Origin of the sequence: Streptomyces sp. HD (assembly GCF_028369295.1) — a bacterium.
In the GTDB taxonomy this organism is placed as follows: domain Bacteria; phylum Actinomycetota; class Actinomycetes; order Streptomycetales; family Streptomycetaceae; genus Streptomyces.
In genome coordinates, this window is record NZ_JAQMYP010000028.1 from 24,854 (window position 1) to 46,352 (window position 21,499).

The 21,499-nt window shown below is 69.1% G+C and carries 19 protein-coding genes; 9 read left to right on the forward strand and 10 right to left on the reverse strand.

Annotated features, from left to right (window positions below):
• The first annotated feature begins 198 nt into the window (after nucleotides 1-198).
• On the forward strand, nucleotides 199-1,020 hold the full coding sequence (locus POF73_RS25900) for a hypothetical protein (RefSeq protein ID WP_272119868.1): 822 nt from the start codon (nucleotides 199-201) through the stop codon (nucleotides 1,018-1,020).
• Nucleotides 1,021-1,245: 225 nt separating this feature from the next.
• On the opposite strand, the gene POF73_RS25905 is transcribed toward POF73_RS25900, so the two are convergent.
• Both POF73_RS25905 and POF73_RS25910 read right to left on the reverse strand, forming a co-directional pair.
• Nucleotides 1,246-2,436 (reverse strand): polyamine ABC transporter substrate-binding protein, encoded by a 1,191-nt coding sequence (locus tag POF73_RS25905; RefSeq protein ID WP_272119870.1) that lies wholly within the window; start codon nucleotides 2,434-2,436, stop codon nucleotides 1,246-1,248.
• A gap of 146 nt (nucleotides 2,437-2,582) precedes the next feature.
• Nucleotides 2,583-4,022 carry a gamma-aminobutyraldehyde dehydrogenase gene (locus tag POF73_RS25910; RefSeq protein WP_272119872.1) on the reverse strand — a complete coding sequence of 480 codons (1,440 nt, stop codon included), beginning with the start codon at nucleotides 4,020-4,022 and terminating at the stop codon, nucleotides 2,583-2,585.
• 179 nt (nucleotides 4,023-4,201) lie between these two features.
• On the opposite strand from POF73_RS25910, the gene POF73_RS25915 reads away from it, so the two are divergent.
• The 7 genes from POF73_RS25915 to POF73_RS25945 all read left to right on the forward strand — a co-directional run bounded on the left by POF73_RS25915 (nucleotide 4,202) and on the right by POF73_RS25945 (nucleotide 11,083).
• The gene (locus POF73_RS25915; RefSeq protein ID WP_272119874.1) at nucleotides 4,202-4,717 is read left to right on the forward strand and encodes an Lrp/AsnC family transcriptional regulator; all 516 of its coding nucleotides are present in this window, start codon (nucleotides 4,202-4,204) and stop codon (nucleotides 4,715-4,717) included.
• A gap of 19 nt (nucleotides 4,718-4,736) precedes the next feature.
• Entirely contained in the window at nucleotides 4,737-6,110 is a 1,374-nt protein-coding gene (locus POF73_RS25920) for an aspartate aminotransferase family protein (RefSeq protein WP_272119875.1), read from the forward strand.
• A gap of 233 nt (nucleotides 6,111-6,343) precedes the next feature.
• Nucleotides 6,344-7,084, forward strand: a complete 741-nt coding sequence (locus POF73_RS25925) for an ABC transporter ATP-binding protein (protein WP_272119877.1) — start codon at nucleotides 6,344-6,346, stop codon at nucleotides 7,082-7,084.
• Nucleotides 7,066-8,535, forward strand: coding sequence for a hypothetical protein (locus POF73_RS25930; protein ID WP_272119878.1), 1,470 nt, complete (start codon nucleotides 7,066-7,068; stop codon nucleotides 8,533-8,535). The genes POF73_RS25925 and POF73_RS25930 overlap by 19 nt, the downstream gene beginning before the upstream one ends.
• A 119-nt stretch (nucleotides 8,536-8,654) precedes the next feature.
• Entirely contained in the window at nucleotides 8,655-9,074 is a 420-nt protein-coding gene (locus POF73_RS25935) for a VOC family protein (protein ID WP_272119881.1), read from the forward strand.
• A gap of 37 nt (nucleotides 9,075-9,111) precedes the next feature.
• Nucleotides 9,112-10,242 (forward strand): LOG family protein, encoded by a 1,131-nt coding sequence (locus tag POF73_RS25940; RefSeq protein WP_272119883.1) that lies wholly within the window; start codon nucleotides 9,112-9,114, stop codon nucleotides 10,240-10,242.
• A 181-nt stretch (nucleotides 10,243-10,423) separates the two neighbouring features.
• The gene (locus tag POF73_RS25945) at nucleotides 10,424-11,083 is read left to right on the forward strand and encodes an LAETG motif-containing sortase-dependent surface protein (RefSeq protein ID WP_272119884.1); all 660 of its coding nucleotides are present in this window, start codon (nucleotides 10,424-10,426) and stop codon (nucleotides 11,081-11,083) included.
• Nucleotides 11,084-11,145: 62 nt separating this feature from the next.
• Here POF73_RS25945 and POF73_RS25950 read toward each other — a convergent pair whose 3' ends face one another.
• The 7 genes from POF73_RS25950 to POF73_RS25980 form a co-directional block, all read right to left on the reverse strand.
• Nucleotides 11,146-11,982, reverse strand: a complete 837-nt coding sequence (locus POF73_RS25950; RefSeq protein WP_272119886.1) for a maleylpyruvate isomerase family mycothiol-dependent enzyme — start codon at nucleotides 11,980-11,982, stop codon at nucleotides 11,146-11,148.
• Nucleotides 11,983-12,007: 25 nt separating this feature from the next.
• Nucleotides 12,008-13,072 (reverse strand): ABC transporter ATP-binding protein, encoded by a 1,065-nt coding sequence (locus tag POF73_RS25955; protein ID WP_272119888.1) that lies wholly within the window; start codon nucleotides 13,070-13,072, stop codon nucleotides 12,008-12,010.
• Between the two features lies 1 nt (nucleotide 13,073).
• A complete protein-coding gene (locus POF73_RS25960) occupies nucleotides 13,074-14,759 on the reverse strand; it encodes an ABC transporter permease (protein ID WP_272119890.1) in 1,686 nt (561 codons plus the stop codon).
• Nucleotides 14,735-15,820 (reverse strand): thiamine ABC transporter substrate-binding protein, encoded by a 1,086-nt coding sequence (locus tag POF73_RS25965; protein WP_272119892.1) that lies wholly within the window; start codon nucleotides 15,818-15,820, stop codon nucleotides 14,735-14,737. The genes POF73_RS25960 and POF73_RS25965 overlap by 25 nt, the downstream gene beginning before the upstream one ends.
• A gap of 222 nt (nucleotides 15,821-16,042) precedes the next feature.
• The gene (gene rlmN, locus POF73_RS25970; protein ID WP_272119894.1) at nucleotides 16,043-17,149 is read right to left on the reverse strand and encodes a 23S rRNA (adenine(2503)-C(2))-methyltransferase RlmN; all 1,107 of its coding nucleotides are present in this window, start codon (nucleotides 17,147-17,149) and stop codon (nucleotides 16,043-16,045) included.
• A 154-nt stretch (nucleotides 17,150-17,303) separates the two neighbouring features.
• Entirely contained in the window at nucleotides 17,304-17,525 is a 222-nt protein-coding gene (locus POF73_RS25975) for a helix-turn-helix domain-containing protein (protein ID WP_057613216.1), read from the reverse strand.
• Nucleotides 17,525-18,016: a DUF2975 domain-containing protein gene (locus tag POF73_RS25980; protein WP_272119899.1), complete on the reverse strand. Its 492-nt coding sequence runs from the start codon at nucleotides 18,014-18,016 to the stop codon at nucleotides 17,525-17,527. The genes POF73_RS25975 and POF73_RS25980 overlap by 1 nt, the downstream gene beginning before the upstream one ends.
• A 467-nt stretch (nucleotides 18,017-18,483) precedes the next feature.
• Between POF73_RS25980 and POF73_RS25985 the strand changes: the two genes are divergently transcribed.
• Complete coding sequence (locus POF73_RS25985; protein WP_272119901.1) at nucleotides 18,484-21,030, forward strand: NACHT domain-containing protein; 2,547 nt, start codon at nucleotides 18,484-18,486, stop codon at nucleotides 21,028-21,030.
• On the opposite strand, the gene POF73_RS25990 is transcribed toward POF73_RS25985, so the two are convergent.
• Nucleotides 21,027-21,476: an SRPBCC family protein gene (locus tag POF73_RS25990; RefSeq protein WP_272119903.1), complete on the reverse strand. Its 450-nt coding sequence runs from the start codon at nucleotides 21,474-21,476 to the stop codon at nucleotides 21,027-21,029. The genes POF73_RS25985 and POF73_RS25990 overlap by 4 nt on opposite strands.
• Nucleotides 21,477-21,499 lie beyond the last annotated feature (23 nt).

Here is a 21,499-nt window from a genome sequence, read left to right on the forward strand (position 1 = left end):
CGCAGCGTTCCATCCCAAGATCGCCGGAGCACGCCTGTACGCCGACACCCTTGAGGCTGCGCTGGGGGCATGGCCCAAGAGCTGACCAAGGCTGCCCCCCCCCGTCAACGCGCGGGGCTGTTCCCTGAGGCCATGGAACAGCCCCCGCGCTCTTTGAGTTTCTGTACGGATAGCAGCAGTTCACGCACTCGGAAGAGGATGGCCGCCATGGCGACCACCTCGTGGACCGTGACACTGGCGGCGGCTGTTGTGCCGGCATCTGTCGTCGCAGCGTGGCCCGGCTCGTTATCGCTGCGCCCACGGTCGAGATCCCGCGTACGCCGCGTGCTCTTCTTCCCTGTGACCATCATCCTGGTCCTCGCCCTCGCCAGCTGTGGGCGTGCGCCCAGCGAGAAGTCCGTCCGCAAGCTGGCGGACAGCCCTGAGGCCGTCAGGGCCAGACAGCAGGTCGAAGAAGATATCCGGAACGCCATCGCCTACTGGGATGCTCACACTCCGCTCACGCTCGGTGTGGTCGCCCTGGAGGACGCGTGCGGCGGAGGGAAGGACAAGGAGTGGTTCTTCCCCACCGGCGACGACACGTACAAGATCCGCTGCACGATGTACGTCACCGCGTACTTCGGTGCCGACCCCAAAGGTGTGGCCGACACGATCGACGGCATCCTCGCCGCAGGCGACCCCGAGGTGTCGCCCATCCCCTTCGGCCATGACTTCATATACGCGCGCAAAGTCGTCGATTACTACCGGGGCAAGACAGGCGACCCGCAAGGGCCGGGGGCCGGCGAACCGAAGGAGTTGTTCAGCGCCGGTACGGTCACGCTCAACTGGGATCAGGTGCGTCAGAGCGGTACTCGCCAACTGATCGAGGAATTACGTCCGTGCTCCCCCAGCGATCCTCCGATGCGGCGGTGCCTGCGTGAGCCGGCCGCCACCAGTGTCGCGGACCTGCGCCGCGAGTACGGGATGGTGTTCAAACTCACCTTCCCCGCCACGAACTACTACTCCATCGTCCGGAAGTAACCGGAGCCGTTGCGTCGAGGCTGAGCTGTTCGTGCTGCGGTTTCAGCGGGGTCTGGGCGAGCCGTGCGGCGACCTCGGCGACGGCTCGCTCGGCGGCCTGGTGCAGCGCAGAGCGGATGAGCGGCGTTCGTGGTGCCAGATCATGTCCACCAAGTGCGAGACGAGCTTGACCAGGTCGGTCCTGGTGCATTCGTGCAAGCCGGTCAGGCTGACGACCCCGCGCCCCTACAACCCCGCGATCGCGTTCCACCGCTTCGCGAACTCCGCCCGCTCCCCGGAAGTGATGTCCCGCGCGATCGCCAGCCGCTCGCGCATCGCCGTGTCCGGGAAGACCAGCGGGTCCTCGGCCAGGGCGGCCGTCTCCTCGTCCTTGGCGGAGGCGAGGACGTCCTGGGCAGCCGGGACCGGGCAGACGTAATTGACCCAGGCGGCCAACTCCGCTGCGACCTCGGGCTCGTAGTAACAGTCGATCAGCCGCTCGGCGTTGGTCTTGTGGCGGGCCAGATTGGGGATCATCAGGGATTCCGACCAGAGCTCGGCGCCCTCCTCGGGGACGACGAAGCGGATGTCGGGGTCGTCGGCCTGGAGCTGGATGACGTCGCCCGAGTAGGCCTGGCAGGCCAGTACGTCGCCGCTCGACAGGTCCTTGATGTAGTCGTTGCCGGTGAAGCGGCGGATCTGGCCCTTGCCCACCTGCTTCTCGACCTGGTCGCACACGGTGTGGAAGTCGTCCGCGGTCCAGCGCGTGATGTCGACGCCGTTGCCCTGCATGAGCAGCGCGAAGGCCTCGTCCAGGCCGGAGAGCAGGGTCACCCGGCCCTTGAGGTCGCTCGCCCACAGGTCGGAGACATGGCGTATCTCGCGGCCGAGCCTGCGGTGGTTGTACGCGATGCCGGTGATGCCGGACTGCCACGGCACGGTGTACTTGCGTCCGGGGTCGAAGGCCGGTGACCGCAGCTGTGGGTCCAGGTATTTGGTCACGTTCGGCTGACGTGCGCGGTCCATCTCCTGCACCCAGCCCAGCCGTACGAACCGGGCGCACATCCAGTCGCTGATGACGATGAGGTCGCGACCGGTGCCCTGATGGTTCATCAGGGCGGGGCTGATCTTGCCGAAGAACTCGTCGTTGTCGTTGATCTCCTCGACGTAGTCGACGGCGATGCCGGTGCGCTTCTCGAACGCCTCCAGCGTCGGCCGCCGCCGCGCGTCCTCGTCATCGGTGTCGATGTACAGCGGCCAGTTCGCCCAGGTCAGCCGCTTGTCGGTGGCGGAGAGATCGGCGGCGGCCCGGTCGCCGGGCGACACATAGGCGGGCCGCACACCGCATCCGGCGAGCCCGCCGGCCAACGCGCCCCCACCGACGGCGCGCAACAGGGTCCGACGGGACGGCTGGGAGTTCATCGGGGGGAGGGCCATTGCGGAAGCATGCCGCCGCTGCCGAGGGCCGGGCAATGGACGCCCCGTCGAACGAAAGGGCCCCCACCAGACACCCTGTCGATCACGCCGGTGAAGGGGCGCGGGGAACTGCGCGACCAGCCCCCCACGCACCCGCAGGCAAGAAACTACGAATCCAGCGAAGTCATCACGTGCTTGATCCGCGTGTAGTCGTCGAAGCCGTAGGCCGAAAGGTCCTTGCCGTAGCCCGACTTCTTGAACCCGCCGTGCGGCATCTCCGCGACCAGCGGGATGTGCGTGTTGATCCACACACACCCGAAGTCCAGCGCCTTGGACATCCGCATCGCACGCCCGTGGTCCTTGGTCCACACCGAGGACGCCAGCGCGTACTCGACGCCGTTCGCCCACTTCACGGCCTGCGCCTCGTCGGAGAAGGACTGCACGGTGATGACCGGGCCGAAGACCTCCTTCTGGATGATCTCGTCGTCCTGCTTCAGCCCGGACACGACGGTCGGCGCGAAGAAGTAGCCCTTCTCACCGACCCGCTTGCCACCGGCCTCCACGCGCGCGTGCGCCGGCAGCCGCTCGATGAAGCCCTCGACCTGCTTGAGCTGGTTGGGATTGTTCAGCGGGCCGAAGAGGACGTCCTCGTCGTCCGGCTGACCGGTCTTGGTGTCGGCGGCGGCCTTCGCCAGCGCCGCCACGAACTCGTCGTGGATGGCCTCGTGGACGAGGACGCGGCAGGCGGCCGTACAGTCCTGCCCGGCGTTGAAGAAGCCCGCGACCGAGATGTCCTCGACGGCCTTGGCGATGTCGGTGTCCTCGAAGACGACGACCGGCGCCTTGCCGCCCAGCTCCAGGTGGACCCGCTTGAGGTCCTTGGACGCCGACTCGGCGACCTGCATGCCCGCCCGCACCGAACCGGTGATGGACGCCATGGCCGGGGTGTCGTGCTCGACCATCATCCGGCCGGTCTCGCGGTCACCGGTGATGACGTTGAAGACGCCCTTGGGCAGGATCGAGCCGATGATGTCGGCGATCAGGACGGTCGACGCCGGGGTGGTGTCCGACGGCTTCAGCACGACGGTGTTGCCCGCCGCGAGGGCCGGGGCGAACTTCCACACGGCCATCATCATCGGGTAGTTCCAGGGCGCGACCTGCGCGCAGACGCCGATCGGCTCACGGCGGACGATCGAGGTCAGGCCCTCCATGTACTCGCCGGCCGAGCGGCCCTCCAGCATGCGCGCCGCGCCCGCGAAGAAGCGGATCTGGTCGACCATGGGAGGGATCTCCTCCGACCGGGTGAGCCCGGTCGGCTTGCCGGTGTTCTCCACCTCGGCGGCGATCAGTTCCTCGGCGCGCTCCTCGAAGGCGTCCGCGATCTTCAGCAGAGCCTTCTGGCGCTCGGCGGGGGTCGTGTCACGCCAGGCGGGGAAGGCCGCTGCGGCGGCCTCCATGGCGGCGTCCACGTCCGCCTGCCCGGACAGCGGCGCGGTCGCATACGCCTCGCCCGTCGCGGGGTTGACCACCTCGGTGGTGCGTCCGTCGGCGGCGTCCCGGAACTCACCGTTGATGTAGTTGCGCAGACGACGCAGCTCGGTGCTCACTGCCGGCCTCCTGTCAGGTCTTCACTGTTTGTGACTGTCCACTCTCTGAGACACACACCCTAATCGGCTGGCCCACGTTTTCAACACCCCCACTGGGGCCACATCTGCGAAATCCGCAGGTCTCAGTCACGTAAACGACGAATTTCATCGCCGCGACCTTGCGGAACTGTCGAGACGTCGTGCACAGTGACGTCGTGGCCAGTCGAAGCGCAGAGCACAGGGACTCCCGCGAGTCCAGGAACGGCGGTCCCCAGCTGGACGCCGTCTCCCTCGCCATCATCGAACAACTTCAAGAGGACGGCCGCCGGCCGTACGCCGCGATCGGCAAGGCCGTGGGCCTGTCCGAGGCGGCCGTGCGCCAGCGCGTCCAGAAGCTGCTCGACCAGGGCGTGATGCAGATCGTCGCCGTCACGGACCCACTCACCGTGGGCTTCCGGCGTCAGGCGATGGTCGGGGTCAACGTCGAGGGCGACGTGGAGTCCGTGGCCGACGCCCTGACCGCCATGTCCGAATGCGAGTACGTGGTGATGACAGCCGGGTCCTTCGACCTGATGGTGGAAATCGTCTGCGAGGACGACGACCACCTCCTGGACGTCATCAACCGACGCATCCGGGCCGTCCCCGGAGTGCGCTCCACCGAGAGCTTCGTCTACCTCAAGCTCAAGAAGCAGACCTACATGTGGGGAACCCGATAACCGTGAGGACCCGATAACCGTGAGCACCGACACCCCTCAGGACCTCAGCAGGACCGCGTACGACCACCTGTGGATGCACTTCACGCGCATGTCCTCGTACGAGAAGGCCCCTGTCCCCACCATCGTCCGGGGCGAGGGCACCTACATCTACGACGACAAGGGCAAGCGGTACCTCGACGGTCTCGCCGGCCTGTTCGTGGTCCAGGCCGGGCACGGCCGCGTGGAGCTGGCCGAGACCGCGTCCAAGCAGGCGCAGGAGCTGGCGTTCTTCCCGATCTGGTCCTACGCGCACCCGGCGGCCGTCGAACTCGCCGAGCGTCTCGCGGACCACGCTCCGGGCGACCTCAACAAGGTCTTCTTCACCACCGGCGGCGGTGAGGCGGTGGAGACCGCCTGGAAGCTCGCCAAGCAGTACTTCAAGCTGGTCGGCAAGCCCACCAAGCACAAGGTCATCTCGCGCGCGGTCGCCTACCACGGCACCCCGCAGGGCGCCCTGTCCATCACGGGCCTGCCGGCCCTGAAGGCGCCGTTCGAGCCGCTCGTCCCCGGTGCCCACAAGGTCCCGAACACCAACATCTACCGCGCCCCGATCTTCGGCGACGACCCGGAGGCCTTCGGCCGCTGGGCCGCCGACCAGATCGAGCAGCAGATCCTCTTCGAGGGCCCGGACACGGTCGCCGCGGTCTTCCTGGAGCCGGTGCAGAACGCGGGCGGCTGCTTCCCGCCCCCGCCCGGCTACTTCCAGCGCGTGCGCGAGATCTGCGACAAGTACGACGTACTCCTGGTCTCCGACGAGGTCATCTGCGCCTTCGGCCGCCTGGGCACGATGTTCGCCTGCGACAAGTTCGGCTACGTCCCGGACATGATCACCTGCGCCAAGGGCATGACGTCCGGCTACTCCCCCATCGGCGCCTGCATCATCTCCGACCGCCTCGCCGAGCCCTTCTACAAGGGCGACAACACCTTCCTGCACGGCTACACCTTCGGCGGCCACCCCGTGTCGGCCGCGGTGGGCCTGGCCAACCTCGACCTGTTCGAGCGCGAGGGTCTCAACCAGCACGTCCTCGACAACGAGGCCGCGTTCCGCGCGACGCTGGAGAAGCTGTACGACCTCCCGATCGTCGGCGACGTCCGTGGCAACGGCTTCTTCTACGGCATCGAGCTGGTGAAGGACAAGCACACCAAGGAGTCCTTCAACGAGGAGGAGACCGAGCGCGTCCTGTACGGCTTCCTCTCCAAGGCGCTCTTCGACAACGGCCTGTACTGCCGTGCCGACGACCGTGGTGACCCGGTCGTGCAGCTGGCCCCGCCGCTGATCTCCAACCAGGAGACGTTCGACGAGATCGAGCAGATCCTGCGCGCGACGCTCTCGGAGGCGTGGACCAAGCTGTGACGCCACCGGCGTTTCCGGCACCCCCTCCGACAGGCGGAAGTTGATCTTCCGTCTGGATGATCAACACCGGCCCCGGTGCCGCCCGTTCGAGTGAGAAACGGCGGCCCGGGGCCGTGTGCTGTCCGGGCTCCGGGGCGACGTCTGCCTAGCGTGCAAGTGACCGATCGGCCGAGCCTTCGTTCCCCCGCACGGGGGATCAGGTACGGAAACGGATCAGAAGCGAGGTGTACGTCATGGTGGCCCCGCCGGACAACGACGTGCTCTGGGCGCGCGCCCTGCACTTCACGTACAAGGACGGCTCGCCCGCGCTCAGCGGTGTCTCTCTCGGGGTCCAGGAGGGCGAGGTCCTCGCGGTCATCGGTGCGCGCGGCAGCGGCAAGACGACCCTCCTGCACTGTCTGTTCGGTCTGCTCCCGGTGCGGCGCGGCGAAGTCTGGTTCAACAGCGTGCCGGTGCACAAGATGGGCCCGATGGCCCGTGAGCAGCTCCGCCGCGACCGCTTCGGGTGGATCGACCCGACCCCGACTCTCGTCCCCGAGCTGAACGTCTGGGAGAACGCCGCCCTGCCGTTGATGCTGCGCGGCACCAGCCGCCGGCGCGCCAAGGCGGTCGCGCTGGAGTGGCTGGAGCGCCTGGACGTCGGCGAGGTGGCCCGCAAGCGCCCGCACCAGCTGGTCCAGGCCGAACGCCAGCGCGTCTGCATCGCCCGGGCGTTGGCCCCCTCGCCCACGGTCCTGTTCGCGGACGAGCCGACGGCGCCCCTGCACCGCAGCGACCGCACACAGGTTCTGCGCACCCTGACGACGGCGGCCCGCTCGCACGGCATCACGGTCGTCCTGGCCACCTACGACCCGGACGCGGCGCCCCTCGCCGACCGCAGGATCACCCTTCTCGACGGCCGGCGGGTGAACACCGTGCAGCTGCCCCCGGTCACCGAGTCGGAAGGCCGGGCCGCGTGCTCGCTCTCCGCCTGACGCGCAGCGCCCGATCCGCCGTACAGCTGCGCCGCCTGCTGGTGGCGACGGCCTCCGCGGGCACGGGCTTCCTGCTGCTGTGTGCCCTGGGGTACGCCCTGTCCCACCCGGACTCCACCGGCTCGTCCCTCCTGCGCCTGGTCTGGTGCGCACCCCCGCTGGCCGCGACGGTCCACTTCGCGCTGGCCGTGGCCCGCACCGACCCCGGCACCAAGCCCCGCCCCGGCCTCTCCGCGATCGGTCTGGGCCCGCTCCGTCTGATGGCCGTCTCGGCGACGACCACCGCCCTGTCCTGCACCCTCGGCTCGATGGTCGCCCTGCTGTTCTTCCTCCATCTGCGGGGCGACCTGACCGGCATGCCCTTCGACGGCGCGGCAGCGGACTTCCTCGCCGCGGACGCCTCCCTGCCGCTCCCGGCCACCCTGACCCTCCTGGCAGCCGCACCGGCGATCGCCTCCCTGACGGTGGCACTGGCACTGCGCCCGAAGGCGCACCGCGCCGAGAACCGGGGCACGGCACGGGCGTACCGCCGCTTCGGCGCGTACGGCAGGGCGGTGGCCCGGGAGACGTTCGGGACGTACGGCAGGTTCGGGGCCCACTTGAGGCGGGGTGGACGCGGCGGTGAGGGTGCGTCGGACACGGCGGCGGACGGCACGGGTGCCGCAGCGCGTGCGGAGAGCGGCAGAGCCGAGCAGCCCACGCCCGTTCACAAGGCGCCGTCCGCTCGGCCGGGCGATCCGGCCCTCACGCCCGGCCCCGCCCCGGACCACCCGACGACCGACTGGACCGAAGCGGTTGCCGACCCCGCCGCCCCGGACCTCACCCTCCCCCCGGTCCCCCGCAAGCCCCCGGCCGGCCTCCCCTGGGGCATCACGGTGATCGCCGCGGGCCTGACCGTCGAGGCCTACGCGGTCCGCGCGGCGAACGGCACCACCCTCACCCTGCCCGCCGCCCTCCCCACCGGCTCCGCCGGCATCCTGTTCGGCTGGCTGCTCACCGCCCTCGGGCTCACCCTGGCCGCCCCCGGCCTCGCCCACCTCTGCGGCCGGCTGCTCCAGGCCGTACGCCCCGGAGCGCTGCGCCTCCTGGCGGGCCGGGTGCTCATGGCGGAGGCCGTCCGCATCGGACGCCCCCTCGGCATCGTCTGCGCCGCGGTATCCGGCGCGTACGCCATGGCCATGCTCTCCGCCCCGGACGCCGCCTCCGCCTTCGGTCCGCTCACCCCGGTCGGGGTCGGTCTGGTCACCGGCTGCACCACGGCCACGCTTCTCACGGCCGCCGTGGAGGCCAAGCAGGCCCGCGCCGACACCACCGCCGCACTGCTCCGCCTCGGCGCCCCCACCTCGATGCTGCGCAGCGCGGCCGCCCTGCGCGCCGGCGTCCTGGTCGCCTTCTTCGGCCCGCTCACCCTGATCGTGGCCGAGCTGGCGGCGCTGCCGCTGGCGCGCTGAGGCCGTCGCGGAACCGCGCCGAAAATCCCGTACGAAAAAATCTCCGTTCGGCGATGAGTTCCGCCCGGACCCCCGGTCTACCCCACCGAACAGCAACCACCCCGATGGGAGAGACCGCGATGACCGCCCCCGCCTACCAGCAGATGATCTTCGTGAACCTGCCCGTGAACGACCTCGACGCCTCGAAGAAGTTCTTCACGGAGCTGGGCTACTCGATCAACCCGCAGTTCAGCGACGACAACGCGGCGTCCGTCGTGATCAGCGACACCATCGTCGCGATGCTGCTCACCAAGCCCTTCTACGCGACCTTCACCGACAAGGAGATCGCGGACGCCACGAAGACCAGCGAGGTGCTGGTCTGTCTGAGCGCCGAGAGCCGCGACAAGGTCGACGAGCTGGTCGAGAAGGCCGTCGCCGCCGGCGGTACGGCCTCGGCCAAGATCCAGGACATGGGCTTCATGTACGGCCGCGCCTTCGACGACCTCGACGGCCACACCTGGGAGGTCGTGTGGATGGACCCGGCGGCCATCGGGGGCTGACAACAGCCGTGCGGCACGCGGTGCCTAGCATGGGCGGGTGCAGACGATGCCCGCCCATGCGGCCCACCACAACGACCGTGAGATAGAGACGCTGGAGGAGTTCGACGCGACGGTCTCCGCGCGCGGCACCCTCACCGGATTCCGCGTCCAGGCCGTCGATCTGACGGACCGTACGCGCGAACTGCTCGGCACGGACACGGCGGGCGCCGTCTTCCTCGGCTGCCCGATGCGCGAGGAGGCCGCCGCGAAGATACGCACCGACGGCGCCCTGGTCTTCCCGCCGGTCCCCGGCCTCCCCTTCGACCCTTACCGCGGCCTGGTCTACTCCCCCGACGAACTCTTCGCCTCCCTGACGGACGGCCCGGACGGCTACGAGAACACGCCCGACGCCCGCGCGTACGCCTGGTTCCAGCGGACCAAGGCGGACGGCGACATCTACGCCTCCATGCTCCGCGCGGTGCACGACGACTCCGTCTCCGACGCCCTCGACGAACTCCTGTCCGGCGCCCGGGTGGTGGGCGTCATGGGCGGCCACGCGATGCGGCGCGGCACGCAGGCCTACGAGGGTGCCGCACGGCTCGGCCGGGAGCTGGCCCGCGCCGGTCTCACGGTCGCCACCGGCGGCGGCCCGGGTGCGATGGAGGCGGCCAACCTCGGTGCGTACGCCGCCCCGTACGACGACGAGATGCTCACCGACGCCCTCCGGCTGCTGGCGAAGGCACCCGGGTTCACGCCCTCCGTCACCGCGTGGGCGACGGCCGCCTTCGAGGTGCGCGCCCGCTGGCCGAAGGGCGGCCGTTCCGTCGGCATCCCGACCTGGTTCTACGGCCACGAGCCGCCGAACCCCTTCGCCTCCCACATCGCCAAGTACTTCGCCAACGCCACCCGCGAGGACGGCCTCCTGGCCCGCTCCGGCGCGGGCGTCGTCTTCCTGCCGGGCGCCGCCGGGACCGTACAGGAGATCTTCGACAACGCGACGCCGAACTACTACGAGTCGCGCGGTGAGCCCACGCCCATGGTCCTGGTCGATCGCACGCACTGGACGGAGAAACTGCCGACTTGGCCCCTGCTCCAGTCGCTCGCGCGGGACCGCTCGATGGAGTCCCGTATCGCCCTGGTTGACCGGATCGAGGAGGCGCCGGAGGCGTTGAAACGTCTCGGCAGTTAATAAGAGGGCAAAGCCAACGCCCATGAGCCGCATACACGTTGACAGTACTTATGTCACGCTTATAAACCTGTGAGACTCCTGGGGACGGTGATCTCACGTCACCGACCTCGTCAAACCCCCCTCAGTGGTGCAACTCGTAAGGACAAACGTGTCCATAAACCGCCGTACCGTCGCACGTTCCGTGCGTGCCCTGGGTGTTGCCTCCGCCTCGGCCGCGCTCGCGCTCGGGCTCGCGGGCAACGCACTCGCGTGCGACATCAGTGAATTCTCCGCCGAAGCCAAGTGCGACGGCGACAAGGGCGTCATCACCGTCACCGACGTGGACCCGAGCGGGGTCCCGGCGACCGTCAGCGTGTTCCTGCAGAACAACGGCGCCGACCTGAAGAAGATCGGCGAGCAGGTGGTCAAGGGCTCGCGCGAGGGTGTCACCATCACCTTCGCCGAGAACTGGAAGCCGGACGCGGAGTACCGCGTCCACGTCAAGGCCGCGGGCTATGTCGACACAGACATCAAGCCGAACCTGACGACGCCGTCCACCTCCTGCAAGAAGGAAGAGGAGCCGCCGGCTCCGTCCGAGCCCCCGACCCCCTCGGCCTCCGTCTCGACCCCGGCCGAGGAGACCGACAGCCCGAGCCCGACGCCGTCGGACAGCGCGAGCACGCCTCCCGCGGGCACCGAGAGCAACGCTCCGTCCCCGGCGAACGACGACTCCAACCTCGCCGAGACCGGTGCGAACTCCAACACCGGCCTGATCGCCGGCATCGCGGTCGCGCTCGTGGCGATCGGTGGCGGTGCCGTCTTCTTCGGCCTGCGCCGCCGCGGGGCGAGCAGCGACCGCTGACCCGCCCGCACCGCAACATCCTTGTGGCCCGCCCTCTTCTCCGGAGGCGGGCCACACCCGTGTCAGCCGAACGTCGCCCGCTCCAGCCAGAACTCCAGCAGTTCCCGCTCGCCGAGGACCTCCAACTCCGGGCTGTCCAGCGGCAGTCGACGGTAGAAAGCGAGGAGTACGGCGGTGAGAGGCCCGCGGAGCTCGACGGTCGCCCTCTCATGGCCGTGCCGCCACGCGATGACGTCCTCGCCCAGTTCGATGACCCTCCCCCACCCTTCGGGCGGCGGAACCTCCATCTCGCTTCGCCCTGCGTCGACCGCCCCGGTGTCATCCGTCGCGTGCAGATGGATGCTGCTGCCCGGCCGGCGCAGATCCCTCGCCGGGTCGTCCGGCAGCGTCCGCTGCGCCCACTCCACGATCTCCAGCCACTCGTCGATCGCGTCGGCGGCCACGTCCGGCGCGACCTCGTACGGCAGCCCGGCCGCGAGCGTGGCGTCCGCCCGGTGGACCGTGATCTCGTGAGTCATACGGCGGGCCCAGAACCCGGCGGTGAGAACCCCTGTCCAGCCCCACACCTTCGCGTCGGGACCGGCCTCCCGCAGTGCGGCGACGATCGCCTCGCCGGTCTCCGCGAGCCAGGCGTCCAGGGCGGCGGGGTCACCTCGCTCCTCCGGCCCGCCGTGCAGCGGGACCCTCTCCTCCGGGACCTCCTCCTGCGCCCGCGTCCGCACCATCAGCTCCACCCAGCGCAGGGCGCCGCCGGTGTGCCGTACGAGCTGTTCCAGCGACCATTCCGGGCAGGTCGGCACGGTGGCCGACAGATCGGCGCCGGAGGTCACCACGGACCTCAACAGGCCTACCTGGTGGGCGATTTCGTCGCAGTAACGATCATGTGCGAGCAGCGTCATGCTCCGCACCCTACGGGCCGCGCGATCAGCCCAGGACGACAATTTCGGCCGCGTCGAACTCCACACCGACCTCGTCCCCGACGCCGGGCGCGTCCCGCAGCGCACACGCCGCCTCCAGGCGCGGCGCATCCTCCGGCTGGACGTGCACGGCGACATGCGTGCCCTTGAACGTCCGCGCGGCGACCGTGCAGCGCAGGCCCGCGTCCGGTGCCACGAGCCGCACCCCGGCCGGCCGTACGAGCAGCGTCCGCGTGCCCTGTGCCGCGCCCTCACCGACCGGGAGCTTGCCCCAGGGCGTGTCCGCGGCCTCCCCGGCGACAGTGCCCTCGACCACGTTGTCGAAGCCGAGGAAGCGGGCCACGAACTCGTCCACCGGCCGCTGCCACACCTCAAGCGGCGTCCCGGTCTGGGCGATCCGCCCGTCCCGCATCACCACGACCCGGTCGGCGAGCGCGAAGGCCTCCCCCTGGTCGTGCGTCACGGCCAGCACGGTGGTGCCCAACCGCCCGAACAGCTCCCGGAGTTCGACCACGAGCCGCTCCCGCAGCGAGCGGTCGAGCTGGCCCAACGGCTCGTCCAGCATCAGCAGCCGGGGGCGGGGCGCGAGCGCACGGGCCAGCGCGACCCGCTGCTGCTCCCCGCCGGAGAGGGAGGCGACGGCACGGTGAGCGGCGCCCGGCAGTCCGACGAGTTCGAGCAACTCCCGCACCCGTTCAGCCTGTTCACGCTTCGAGGCGCCGCGCATCCGCGCCCCGAAGGCGACGTTGCCGCCGACGTCCCGCTGCGGGAACAGCTGATGATCCTGGAACATCAGCCCGACACCCCGCTTGTGCGCCGGCACCCCGGTCTGGTCCCGCCCGTCGAGCGAGACCCGCCCGGCGTCGAGCGGCTGCAGCCCCGCCACGGCTCGCAGCAGCGTCGACTTGCCACTGCCGCTCGGCCCGAGCACGCACACGATCTCGTGCTCGGCGACATCGAGGTCGACGGCGTCGAGCACGGGCCGACCGCCGAACCGTACGGTCGCGCCTTCCAGACCCAGCAGACTCGGCGTACTCGGCGTACGCGGCACACTCAGCACACCCGGCGTCATCTCAGAACTCCCCCGTCCGATCCGTGCGAAGCCGCTCCAGCACCAGCAACGCCACCGCGCACACCACCATCAGTACCGTCGAAAGGGCCATCGCCTGGCCGTAGTTGAGCTCACCGGCCCGCCCCAGCAGCCGCGCCACGGCCACCGGCAGGGTCGGGTTGTCGGGCCGGGCGATGAACACCGTCGCCCCGAACTCCCCCAGCGACACCGCGAAGGCGAAACCGGCCGCGACCAGCAGGGCCCGCCGCACCATCGGCAGATCGACCTCGCGCCAGACCCGCCAGGGCGAAGCACCCAGCACCGACGCCGCCTCGCGCAGCCGCTGGTCCACGGCCCGCAGCACCGGCAGCATGGTCCGTACGACGAACGGCACCCCGACCAGCGCCTGCGCCAGCGGCACGAGGATCCAGGAGGACCGCAGATCGAGCGGCGGCTCGTCCAGGGCGATCAGGAACCCGAACCCGACGGTCACCGCCGACACCCCGAGCGGCAGCATCAACAGCGCGTCGAAGCCGCGGACGAACCTGCCCGCGTCCCGCCGGGTCAGCGCGGCGGCGGCCAGACCGCCGATCAGCACGGCGATGAGGGTCGCGACGACGGCGTACTGGAGCGAATTCCCGATCGCCTCGATCGGCGCGACGAGGAAGACCCCGCCGTCGGCGCTGGTCAGCGCCCGGTAGTAGCCGAGGTCGGGGGCGTCGAACGATCGCTGCACCAGCACGGCGAGCGGCAGCAGCAGGAGTACGACGATGACGGCCAGGACACCGGCCAGCAGCGCCCACTGCCCCGCGCCGCGCGGCCGCCGGGCGGTCACCGAGGCGTCCACCAGGCGCAGGGCGCTCTCCCGCCGCCGTACCGTCCAGGCGTGCACGGCGAGGATCGCGGACACGGCCAGGAACTGGATGATCGTCAGGACGGCGGCGGTGGACAGGTCGAAGATCTCGGAGGTCTGCCGGTAGATCTCCACTTCGAGGGTCGAGAAGGTCGGCCCGCCGAGGATCTGCACCACCCCGAAAGAGGTGAAGGTGAACAGGAAGACCATGAGCGCGGCGGCGGCCACGGCGGGCCCGAGCGCCGGGAGGGTGACCTGCCGCCAGGCCTTCAGGGGCGACGCCCCGAGCATCCGCGCGGCCTCCTCCTGCCGCGGGTCGAGCTGGGACCACAGTCCGCCCACCGTCCGTACGACGACGGCGTAGTTGAAGAAGACGTGCGCGAGCAGGATGGCCCACACGGTGGTGTCGAGCCGTACGCCCCACAGCTCGTCGAGGAGTCCGCCGCGCCCGACGAGCGCGAGGAACGCCGTGCCGACGACGACCGTCGGCAGCACGAAGGGCACCGTCACCACAGCCCGCAGGACCTGCTTGCCGGGGAAGTCGAAGCGGGCGAAGACGTAGGCGCCCGGCAGCGCGATCAGCAGGGTGAGCGCGGTGGAGGCGAGCGCCTGCCAGGTGGTGAACCACAGGACGTGCCGGATGTCCGACTCCCCGAGCACGTCCCAGAGCCGCCCGAACCGCCACACCCCGTCGACCTTCAGACCGCGCGCGACGATCGCGGCGACGGGGTAGGCGAAGAAGACCGCGAAGAACGCGACGGGCACGGCGATGAGGCCGAGCCGCGCCGCCGCGCCGCCCTTGGAGGCTCTTGTACGGCCCTTGCGCGGGGCTACTTCAGTACGAGCGAGGTCCACGACTTGACCCAGTCGTCACGATTGTCGGCGATCTTCGCCGGGTCCATGGTCTCGGGGTTCTTGGCCTGCGGGCCGTACTTCACGAACTCCGGCGGGACCTGGGCGGCCTCCCGCACCGGGTAGACGAACATGTTCAGCGGCATGTCGTCCTGGAACGTCTTGGTCAGCAGGAAGTCGAGGAGCGCCTTGCCGCCCTCGGTGTTCCTGGCGTTGCTGAGCAGGCCCGCGTACTCGACCTGCCGGAAGCACGTACCCGTCGCGACGCCCGTCGGCGCGCTGGTCGGCTTGGGCTTGGCGTAGATCACCTCGGCGGGCGGCGAGGAGGCGTACGACACGACGAGCGGCCGGTCGGCCCCCGCCTTCTTGCCGCCGGCGGACCCGGAGAACTCGTTGTTGTAGGCCTGCTCCCAGCCGTCGACCACCTTCACGCCGTTGGCCTTCAGCTTCTTCCAGTAGTCCTGCCAGCCGTCGTCGCCGTACTGGGCGGCGGTGCCGAGCAGGAAGCCGAGGCCGGGCGAGGAGGTGGAGGCGTTCTCGGTGACCAGGAGGTTCTTGTACGCGGGCTTGATCAGATCGTCGAACGAGCTGGGCGGGGTCAGCTTGTGCTCGCTGAAGTACGCCTTGTCGTAGTTGACGCAGATGTCGCCGGTGTCGATGGGGGTGACCCGGTGCTTGTCCTGGTCGACCCGGTACTCGGGCAGGATCAGGTCGGAGCCCTTGGGCTCGTACGACTGGAACAGCCCGTTGTCGAGCGCCCGCGAGAGCAGGGTGTTGTCGACGCCGAAGAAGACGTCGCCCTGGGGGTTGTCCTTGGTCAGGATCGCCTTGTTGACGGCCTGCCCGGCGTCGCCGTCCTCCAGGACCTTGACCTTGTAGCCGGACTGCTTCTCGAACGCGGCGAGGACACCCTTCGAGACGGACCACGAGTTGTGACTGACAAGCGTCACGGTCTTGCTCCTGGCCCCGCCATCGCCGCCGCCCGAGTCGGACGAACCGCACGCGGACAGCGTGACGAGACCGAGCCCGACGGCGAAGACCGTGGCCTTCTTGGTGATGCTCACTGAATTCCTCCTGGGGTTGACCAGGAAGAGACGCGGCCCTGCCCGGAAGTCCGCTTTCGACTCCCGGGCAGGGCGCAACAGCTTGAGTGATGACCGAACTTCCTACCCAGAATGACCTGGGCAAGGTTCAGAGGGTCTGCGGCCGGTGCCGCACTCTCAGCGCTGTGGCGCTCCCCTGTCGGAATATGAAGATGTGCTTACGGCGACCTTACGGTGGCCAGACTACCGCTCGGTCGCGGCGAGCTGCCCACACGCCCCGTCGATCTCCTGACCACGGGTGTCCCGAATGGTCACCGGCACCCCATGGGCGGCGATGGCCTCGACGAACGCCTTCTCGTCCTCGGGCCGGGACGCGGTCCACTTCGAGCCCGGGGTCGGGTTCAGCGGAATCAGGTTCACATGCACCGGCTTGCCCTTGAGCAGCCGCCCGAGCCGGTCACCGCGCCAGGCCTGATCGTTGATGTCCCGGATCAGCGCGTACTCGATGGACAGCCGGCGCCCGGACTTCGCGACGTAGTCGAACCCGGCCTCCAGCACCTCGCGCACCTTCCACCGCGTGTTCACGGGCACGAGGGTGTCGCGCAGCTCGTCGTCGGGCGCGTGCAGCGAGATCGCGAGCCGGCACTTGAAGCCCTCGTCGGAGAACCGGTGGATGGCCGGGACGAGCCCGACCGTCGACACGGTGATCCCACGCTGCGACAGCCCCAGCCCGTCGGGCTCGGGGTCGGTGAGCCGCCGGATGGCGCCCACGACCCGGTTGTAGTTGGCGAGCGGCTCCCCCATCCCCATGAAGACGATGTTGGACAGCCGAGCGGGCCCGCCGGGCACATCCCCGTCCCTGAGCGCCCGCATCCCGTCCACGATCTGATGCACGATCTCGGCGGTGGACAGATTACGGTCCAGCCCGGCCTGCCCGGTGGCGCAGAAGGGACAGTTCATCCCGCACCCGGCCTGTGAGCTGATGCACATGGTCACCCGGTCCGGGTACCGCATCAGCACCGACTCGACGAGCGTCCCGTCGAACAGCCGCCACAGTGTCTTGCGCGTGTCGCCCTGGTCGGTCGACAGGTGCCGTACGACGGTCATGAGCTCGGGAAAGAGCTCCTCCCGCAACTTGGCACGCGACCCGGCGGGGATGTCGGTCCACTGCTCCGGGTCGTGCGTGTACCGCGCGAAGTAGTGCTGCGACAGCTGCTTGGCACGAAACGGCTTCTCACCGATCGCAGCGACAGCGTCCTTACGCTCACCGGGCGTGAGATCGGCAAGATGCCGCGGCGGCTTCTTGGCTCCGCGCGGGGCGACGAAAGTGAGTTCTCCGGGTGCAGGCATAACTCTCCCAGTGTCGCAGATCCACTCGGGTGACCTGTGGCTGCCGTGGCTACGGCTGTCGTTAGTAGTCGTAGCCGGTCGCCACTGAGCGAGCGTGCCGTACGCCGCGCGGATCGCGAGGACGTCGAGCACTCCATGATCTCGGAAGGGCACGTCATTCGCCTGCGGCGTCCTCGGCCTCCCAGCGCAGCAGGTCTCCCGGCTGGCACTTGAGCACCTCGCAGAGCGCGGCGAGCGTCGCGAAGCGCACCGCCTTGGCGCGGCCGTTCTTGAGTACCGCCAGGTTGGCGGGCGTGATCCCCACGCGGTCCGCGAGCTCGCCCACGGACATCTTCCGCCTGGCCAGCATCACGTCGATGTCGACGGCGATCGGCATCAGATCACCTCGTCCAACTCGGCCTGCATCTGCGCCGCTTCGACGTCGCGCGCGACGGCCTGGGCGAGCAGCATCCGCAGCACGAGCACGATGAGCGCGACCCCCAGGATGGCCACGCCGACCCCGCCCATGATGACGGTGACGCCCGGGTCGTCCCGCTGGCCGGGTGCGTTGACGGCGGTGACCGCGAACCACAGGAGGGCAGCCGCCACGATCGCGCCGATCACGCCGTCCACGTACCGGAAGGCGGCGTGGGAGAACACGGTTCCGCGTCGCACCATCGTCACCAGCCGCCCTACACAGACCAGGGCGACCTGGGCCGACACCATGCCCAGGACCGTGATCACGCGCAGCGCGGTCAGCGGGAGCGACCCGTCCTCCGGGTCACTCCCGCTGACCAGCGTCCACACCATCAACGACTGCACGAACACGGTGCCGGCGAGCACCACCACGAGCACGGCGCGCAGCGCATGCACGGTCAACTTGCCCATGACCCACCCTTCCATCGAATCACGATGAGAATCTATCGATATTCGATAGGTAAGGCAAGGGTTGAGACGAAGGATGGGCGGCACTTTCGCACAGTGGCGGGACGTCGCCCCCACGGCAGCGCAGTCGCCCGAACCGTCTTGATCTGGTCGAAGCCGCACGACTGTCAGCGTTGCCATGCCCACACCGCGAGGGCCACCACGGACGACCCCGCTGCGGCGGCCGCTCCGCGAACTGCCGCAAACAGCGCGGCGCGGTACAGGCGCTTGATGGTGGGGCGGTTGTCGCGCCTCATTGTCCCTCCCTGATGGCGTCGGGTGTTTCGCCTCCAAACGGTGCGTGCTCGCAGATCGAATCCGGAGGAAGCACGGGCGAACCGGGCGGCAACGCTCTTACTCTGCAGTTCACGGGCTGCCCGGCGGTGCCCGCAGCGGGCAGCGGAAGGGTCGTCAGGAGGGGACGGGAGGACGTGGAGCATCCGGACCACGCACTCCACGAGTACCTGCGGGGCTTGGAGGGCAGGGCCAGGGCGAACCGGATCCGGCAGGGAGCGGTGTACTCCCGTCGCGAGACAGCGAAGATCCTCGGCAAGGAATTCGAGGTCGATCTGGATGCCCGCAGGCTGAGCAACTGGCTGACCGACGACCCGCAGAGCCGCCAGGCACCCACCCCGTCCAATGAGCCGAAGCTCTGGGCCCTGGTACGACTCTGGTCGCGTTGGGCCGGGGAGCAGCCCGACCGACGACATCTCAACGAACTCCTCGAATCGGCCCAGCCCGTCCGACGCACCGTCGGGGCTTCGCCACCGATTCCGTCCTTCCTGCTCCCGCTGCTGGTGGACCAGATGGAGCGGGGAGAGGACTGGCCCTATGTCGTCCACGGTGGCACCGGTGCGCGACGGCCGCTGTCGGCCGTACACGTTCAGCAACGGCTCGACGAATCGCCGTCAGCCGATGAAGCCGGGACAGAAGCGAAGCGGGGACCTGTCGAGGACTTTCTCGATGATCCCGCCGGCTGTCATCTCCTACTGGAGTCCGGCCCGGGCAGCGGGAAGTCGACCTTGCTCGCCAGACTCGCCGGGCGCCTGTCCGCCGAAATCCTCGACGCGACAGTCACGCACCACACCTGCGTCCCGGTCTGGGCGACTGCCGAACAACTGACGAGCGGCCCGGGCGCAGTGGATCAGGAGTTGTCCCGGCTCGTCTTCGCCACGACCGAGCGCTATGAACGACGATTTCTCGACGCCTCAAAAGGACTGCTGCCGGACGGATACTCCTGGCTCCTTCTGGTGGACGGGTTCGACGAGATCCCCATGGAGGCACGTAACCGCCTGGCCCTGCACCTCAGCACCATCGCCCGGAGCGAGGCCGGCCGAGCCGGGCACATCAAGATCATCAATTCGTGCCGTCCGCTGCACCCGGTGGAACGGGACCGCTTCATCGAAAGTGGATTCCTCGTTTGCTCCCTGTTGCCCTTCGACCGCTCACAGCTGGAGATATTCGCCGAGCGCTGGTTCGGGACGAGCGTTCCCGCACGTCGTCAGGCCCAGGAATTCCTGCGGCAGGTCGACGCCGCGGAACTGCGGGATCTGGTGGCAGTGCCGTTGCTCGCAGCCGTGGCCGCCGCCGTGTTCGAAGCCTGGCCCGGACAACGCCTGCCCAACAATCAGTACGCTCTCTTCGACCAATACCGGACCTATCTCATGAGCGCGAAGGCCACCCAGCGCGAAGGCCTGTTCAGCCGGTTGCGTGCTCACGCGGGCAGGGACCCACGGGCCCTGGAGGCCGTCCGGTTTCTGCAGGAGAACCTCGACGCCGTCCTACGGCATATCGCCACTGAGGCGGTTCGGCACTTTTCAGAGCCCTTGGGCCACTCCGAGGAATCCGGTCAACGGGCCCCGTTCAACCTCCTCACGGTCGCGCTGGAATGGCTGCGTCCGAGCGTCGGTCCGCGTGCTCAGACGAGCATTCCCGGTTGGGGGGAATACGTCGCCGCCCTGCTGACATCGAGTGGGCTTCTCATGGCGACCGAGGGATCGATCCGGTTCCTGCATGCCAGCTTCGCTGAATTCCTGGCGGCCGAGGCTCGCTCCATGGATCTCCCCGATCATTTCGACGGAAGCTCCAAGGACTGGCAGAGGTTCACATTCGAGGCCGCACGTCTCTCAGGGCGCAAAGGGCGCGACCACCGCACCGCACTCGTTCACTACGCCCATCGGCACCCTTTGGCGGCGGAGGCCCTGCTGACCTGGCTGCTGGAGGGCAGCGCGGGGCATCAGCATGTCGCGGGACTTCTGATGGCTGAGGGCAGCCCGTACACGCCGGCCCAGTTGCAGACGTTCTTGTCGGCCCTGCCTCGTCTGCCCGCGGCGAGCCGGCGCGTCGCCAGTCAGCTGTCGGACCCCCTGGCCCAGGCATACCTCGCGCATCAAGTCCCCGCGTCGAAGACCCTCGCCCACGCAGAGTCGGTCGCCCACTACCCGATCGCGGACGAGCCTCTGTCCATCCGCGAGCAATCGGTCATCAGATCGCTGCTCGGCACGCTCGGTTGTAACGACGAACCGGATCCGGGTGACGACACATACCTGTTCTGTTCTCTCGTGTGCCATCTAGGGCTTGAGCCCCTCGTGGACCGCATGGCCCTCATCGACACCCTTTACGCCTTGGCTCCCAAGTGGGCCGATCACGCGACCCGGCACCTGCTTGAGATCACGAACTCGCCCCGGGCCGACCCTGCGACACGAATTCAGGCAGCGGAGTCGCTACTGGACTTCGACGGTGAGCATCTGTCGCACGTCGCTGAGGTTCTGCTGAAGCTGGCGACGGACAGGACCAACGCGTTCGACGATCGGTACGCGGCAATGGCGGCCCTGAGCGAACTCGGCGCCCCCTACCGCGACCAGGCGCGTGACCTCATGCAGTCCATGGCGGCCGAACAGGCTACGAGCGCACACCAACGTCATGAGCTGCTGGCGCATCTGCAGCTTCTGAGCAGCGGAGACAGTGGAACGGCCTAGTCGTTCTTGCCCTCCAGCCGGTCCTTGAGGAGTTGCTCGTCGCGTGGCAGTTCCTTGCGGACCTGCGGGCGGACGACGAGGGGTACCAGGACCTTGCCGACGCCGTGCCCCTCGAAGTCGAGGTCGATCGTCACGCGAGAACGGCGCCCGTCGTCGAGCGGCTCGATCTCACCGTGGGCGCGGGCCCTGACGGGGCCGTCCGTCCCGTGCAGATCCCAGCTGTGGGGAGGGTCGAGCTCGTCGAACTGCACGGTCATCGGAATCTGACGGTTCCCGACGCGCCGGGTGACCCGGACCCGGGAGCCGGCATGGATCGGTCCCTCGTCGAGCGACTCGACCGAGACCGCACTCAGCTGCCATTCCGGCAGATGAGAGGGGTCCGTCACGTACGCGTAGACATCGGCCGGGGCTCGATCGACGTCGACGCTCTCTCGGATGATGGCCATGATGACCCCCTTCGAGTGCCTTT

What these genes read in the sequence shown, in the direction of transcription:
- POF73_RS25900 (WP_272119868.1), top strand. Translation starts at nt 199, where the DNA reads ATGGCCGCCATGGCGACCACCTCGTGGACCGTGACACTGGCGGCGGCT.
- POF73_RS25905 (WP_272119870.1), bottom strand. Translation starts at nt 2,436, where the DNA reads ATGGCCCTCCCCCCGATGAACTCCCAGCCGTCCCGTCGGACCCTGTTG.
- POF73_RS25925 (WP_272119877.1), top strand. Translation starts at nt 6,344, where the DNA reads ATGGTGGCCCCGCCGGACAACGACGTGCTCTGGGCGCGCGCCCTGCAC.
- POF73_RS25935 (WP_272119881.1), top strand. Translation starts at nt 8,655, where the DNA reads ATGACCGCCCCCGCCTACCAGCAGATGATCTTCGTGAACCTGCCCGTG.
- POF73_RS25950 (WP_272119886.1), bottom strand. Translation starts at nt 11,982, where the DNA reads ATGACGCTGCTCGCACATGATCGTTACTGCGACGAAATCGCCCACCAG.
- POF73_RS25955 (WP_272119888.1), bottom strand. Translation starts at nt 13,072, where the DNA reads ATGACGCCGGGTGTGCTGAGTGTGCCGCGTACGCCGAGTACGCCGAGT.
- rlmN (WP_272119894.1), bottom strand. Translation starts at nt 17,149, where the DNA reads ATGCCTGCACCCGGAGAACTCACTTTCGTCGCCCCGCGCGGAGCCAAG.
- POF73_RS25975 (WP_057613216.1), bottom strand. Translation starts at nt 17,525, where the DNA reads ATGCCGATCGCCGTCGACATCGACGTGATGCTGGCCAGGCGGAAGATG.
- POF73_RS25980 (WP_272119899.1), bottom strand. Translation starts at nt 18,016, where the DNA reads ATGGGCAAGTTGACCGTGCATGCGCTGCGCGCCGTGCTCGTGGTGGTG.
- POF73_RS25990 (WP_272119903.1), bottom strand. Translation starts at nt 21,476, where the DNA reads ATGGCCATCATCCGAGAGAGCGTCGACGTCGATCGAGCCCCGGCCGAT.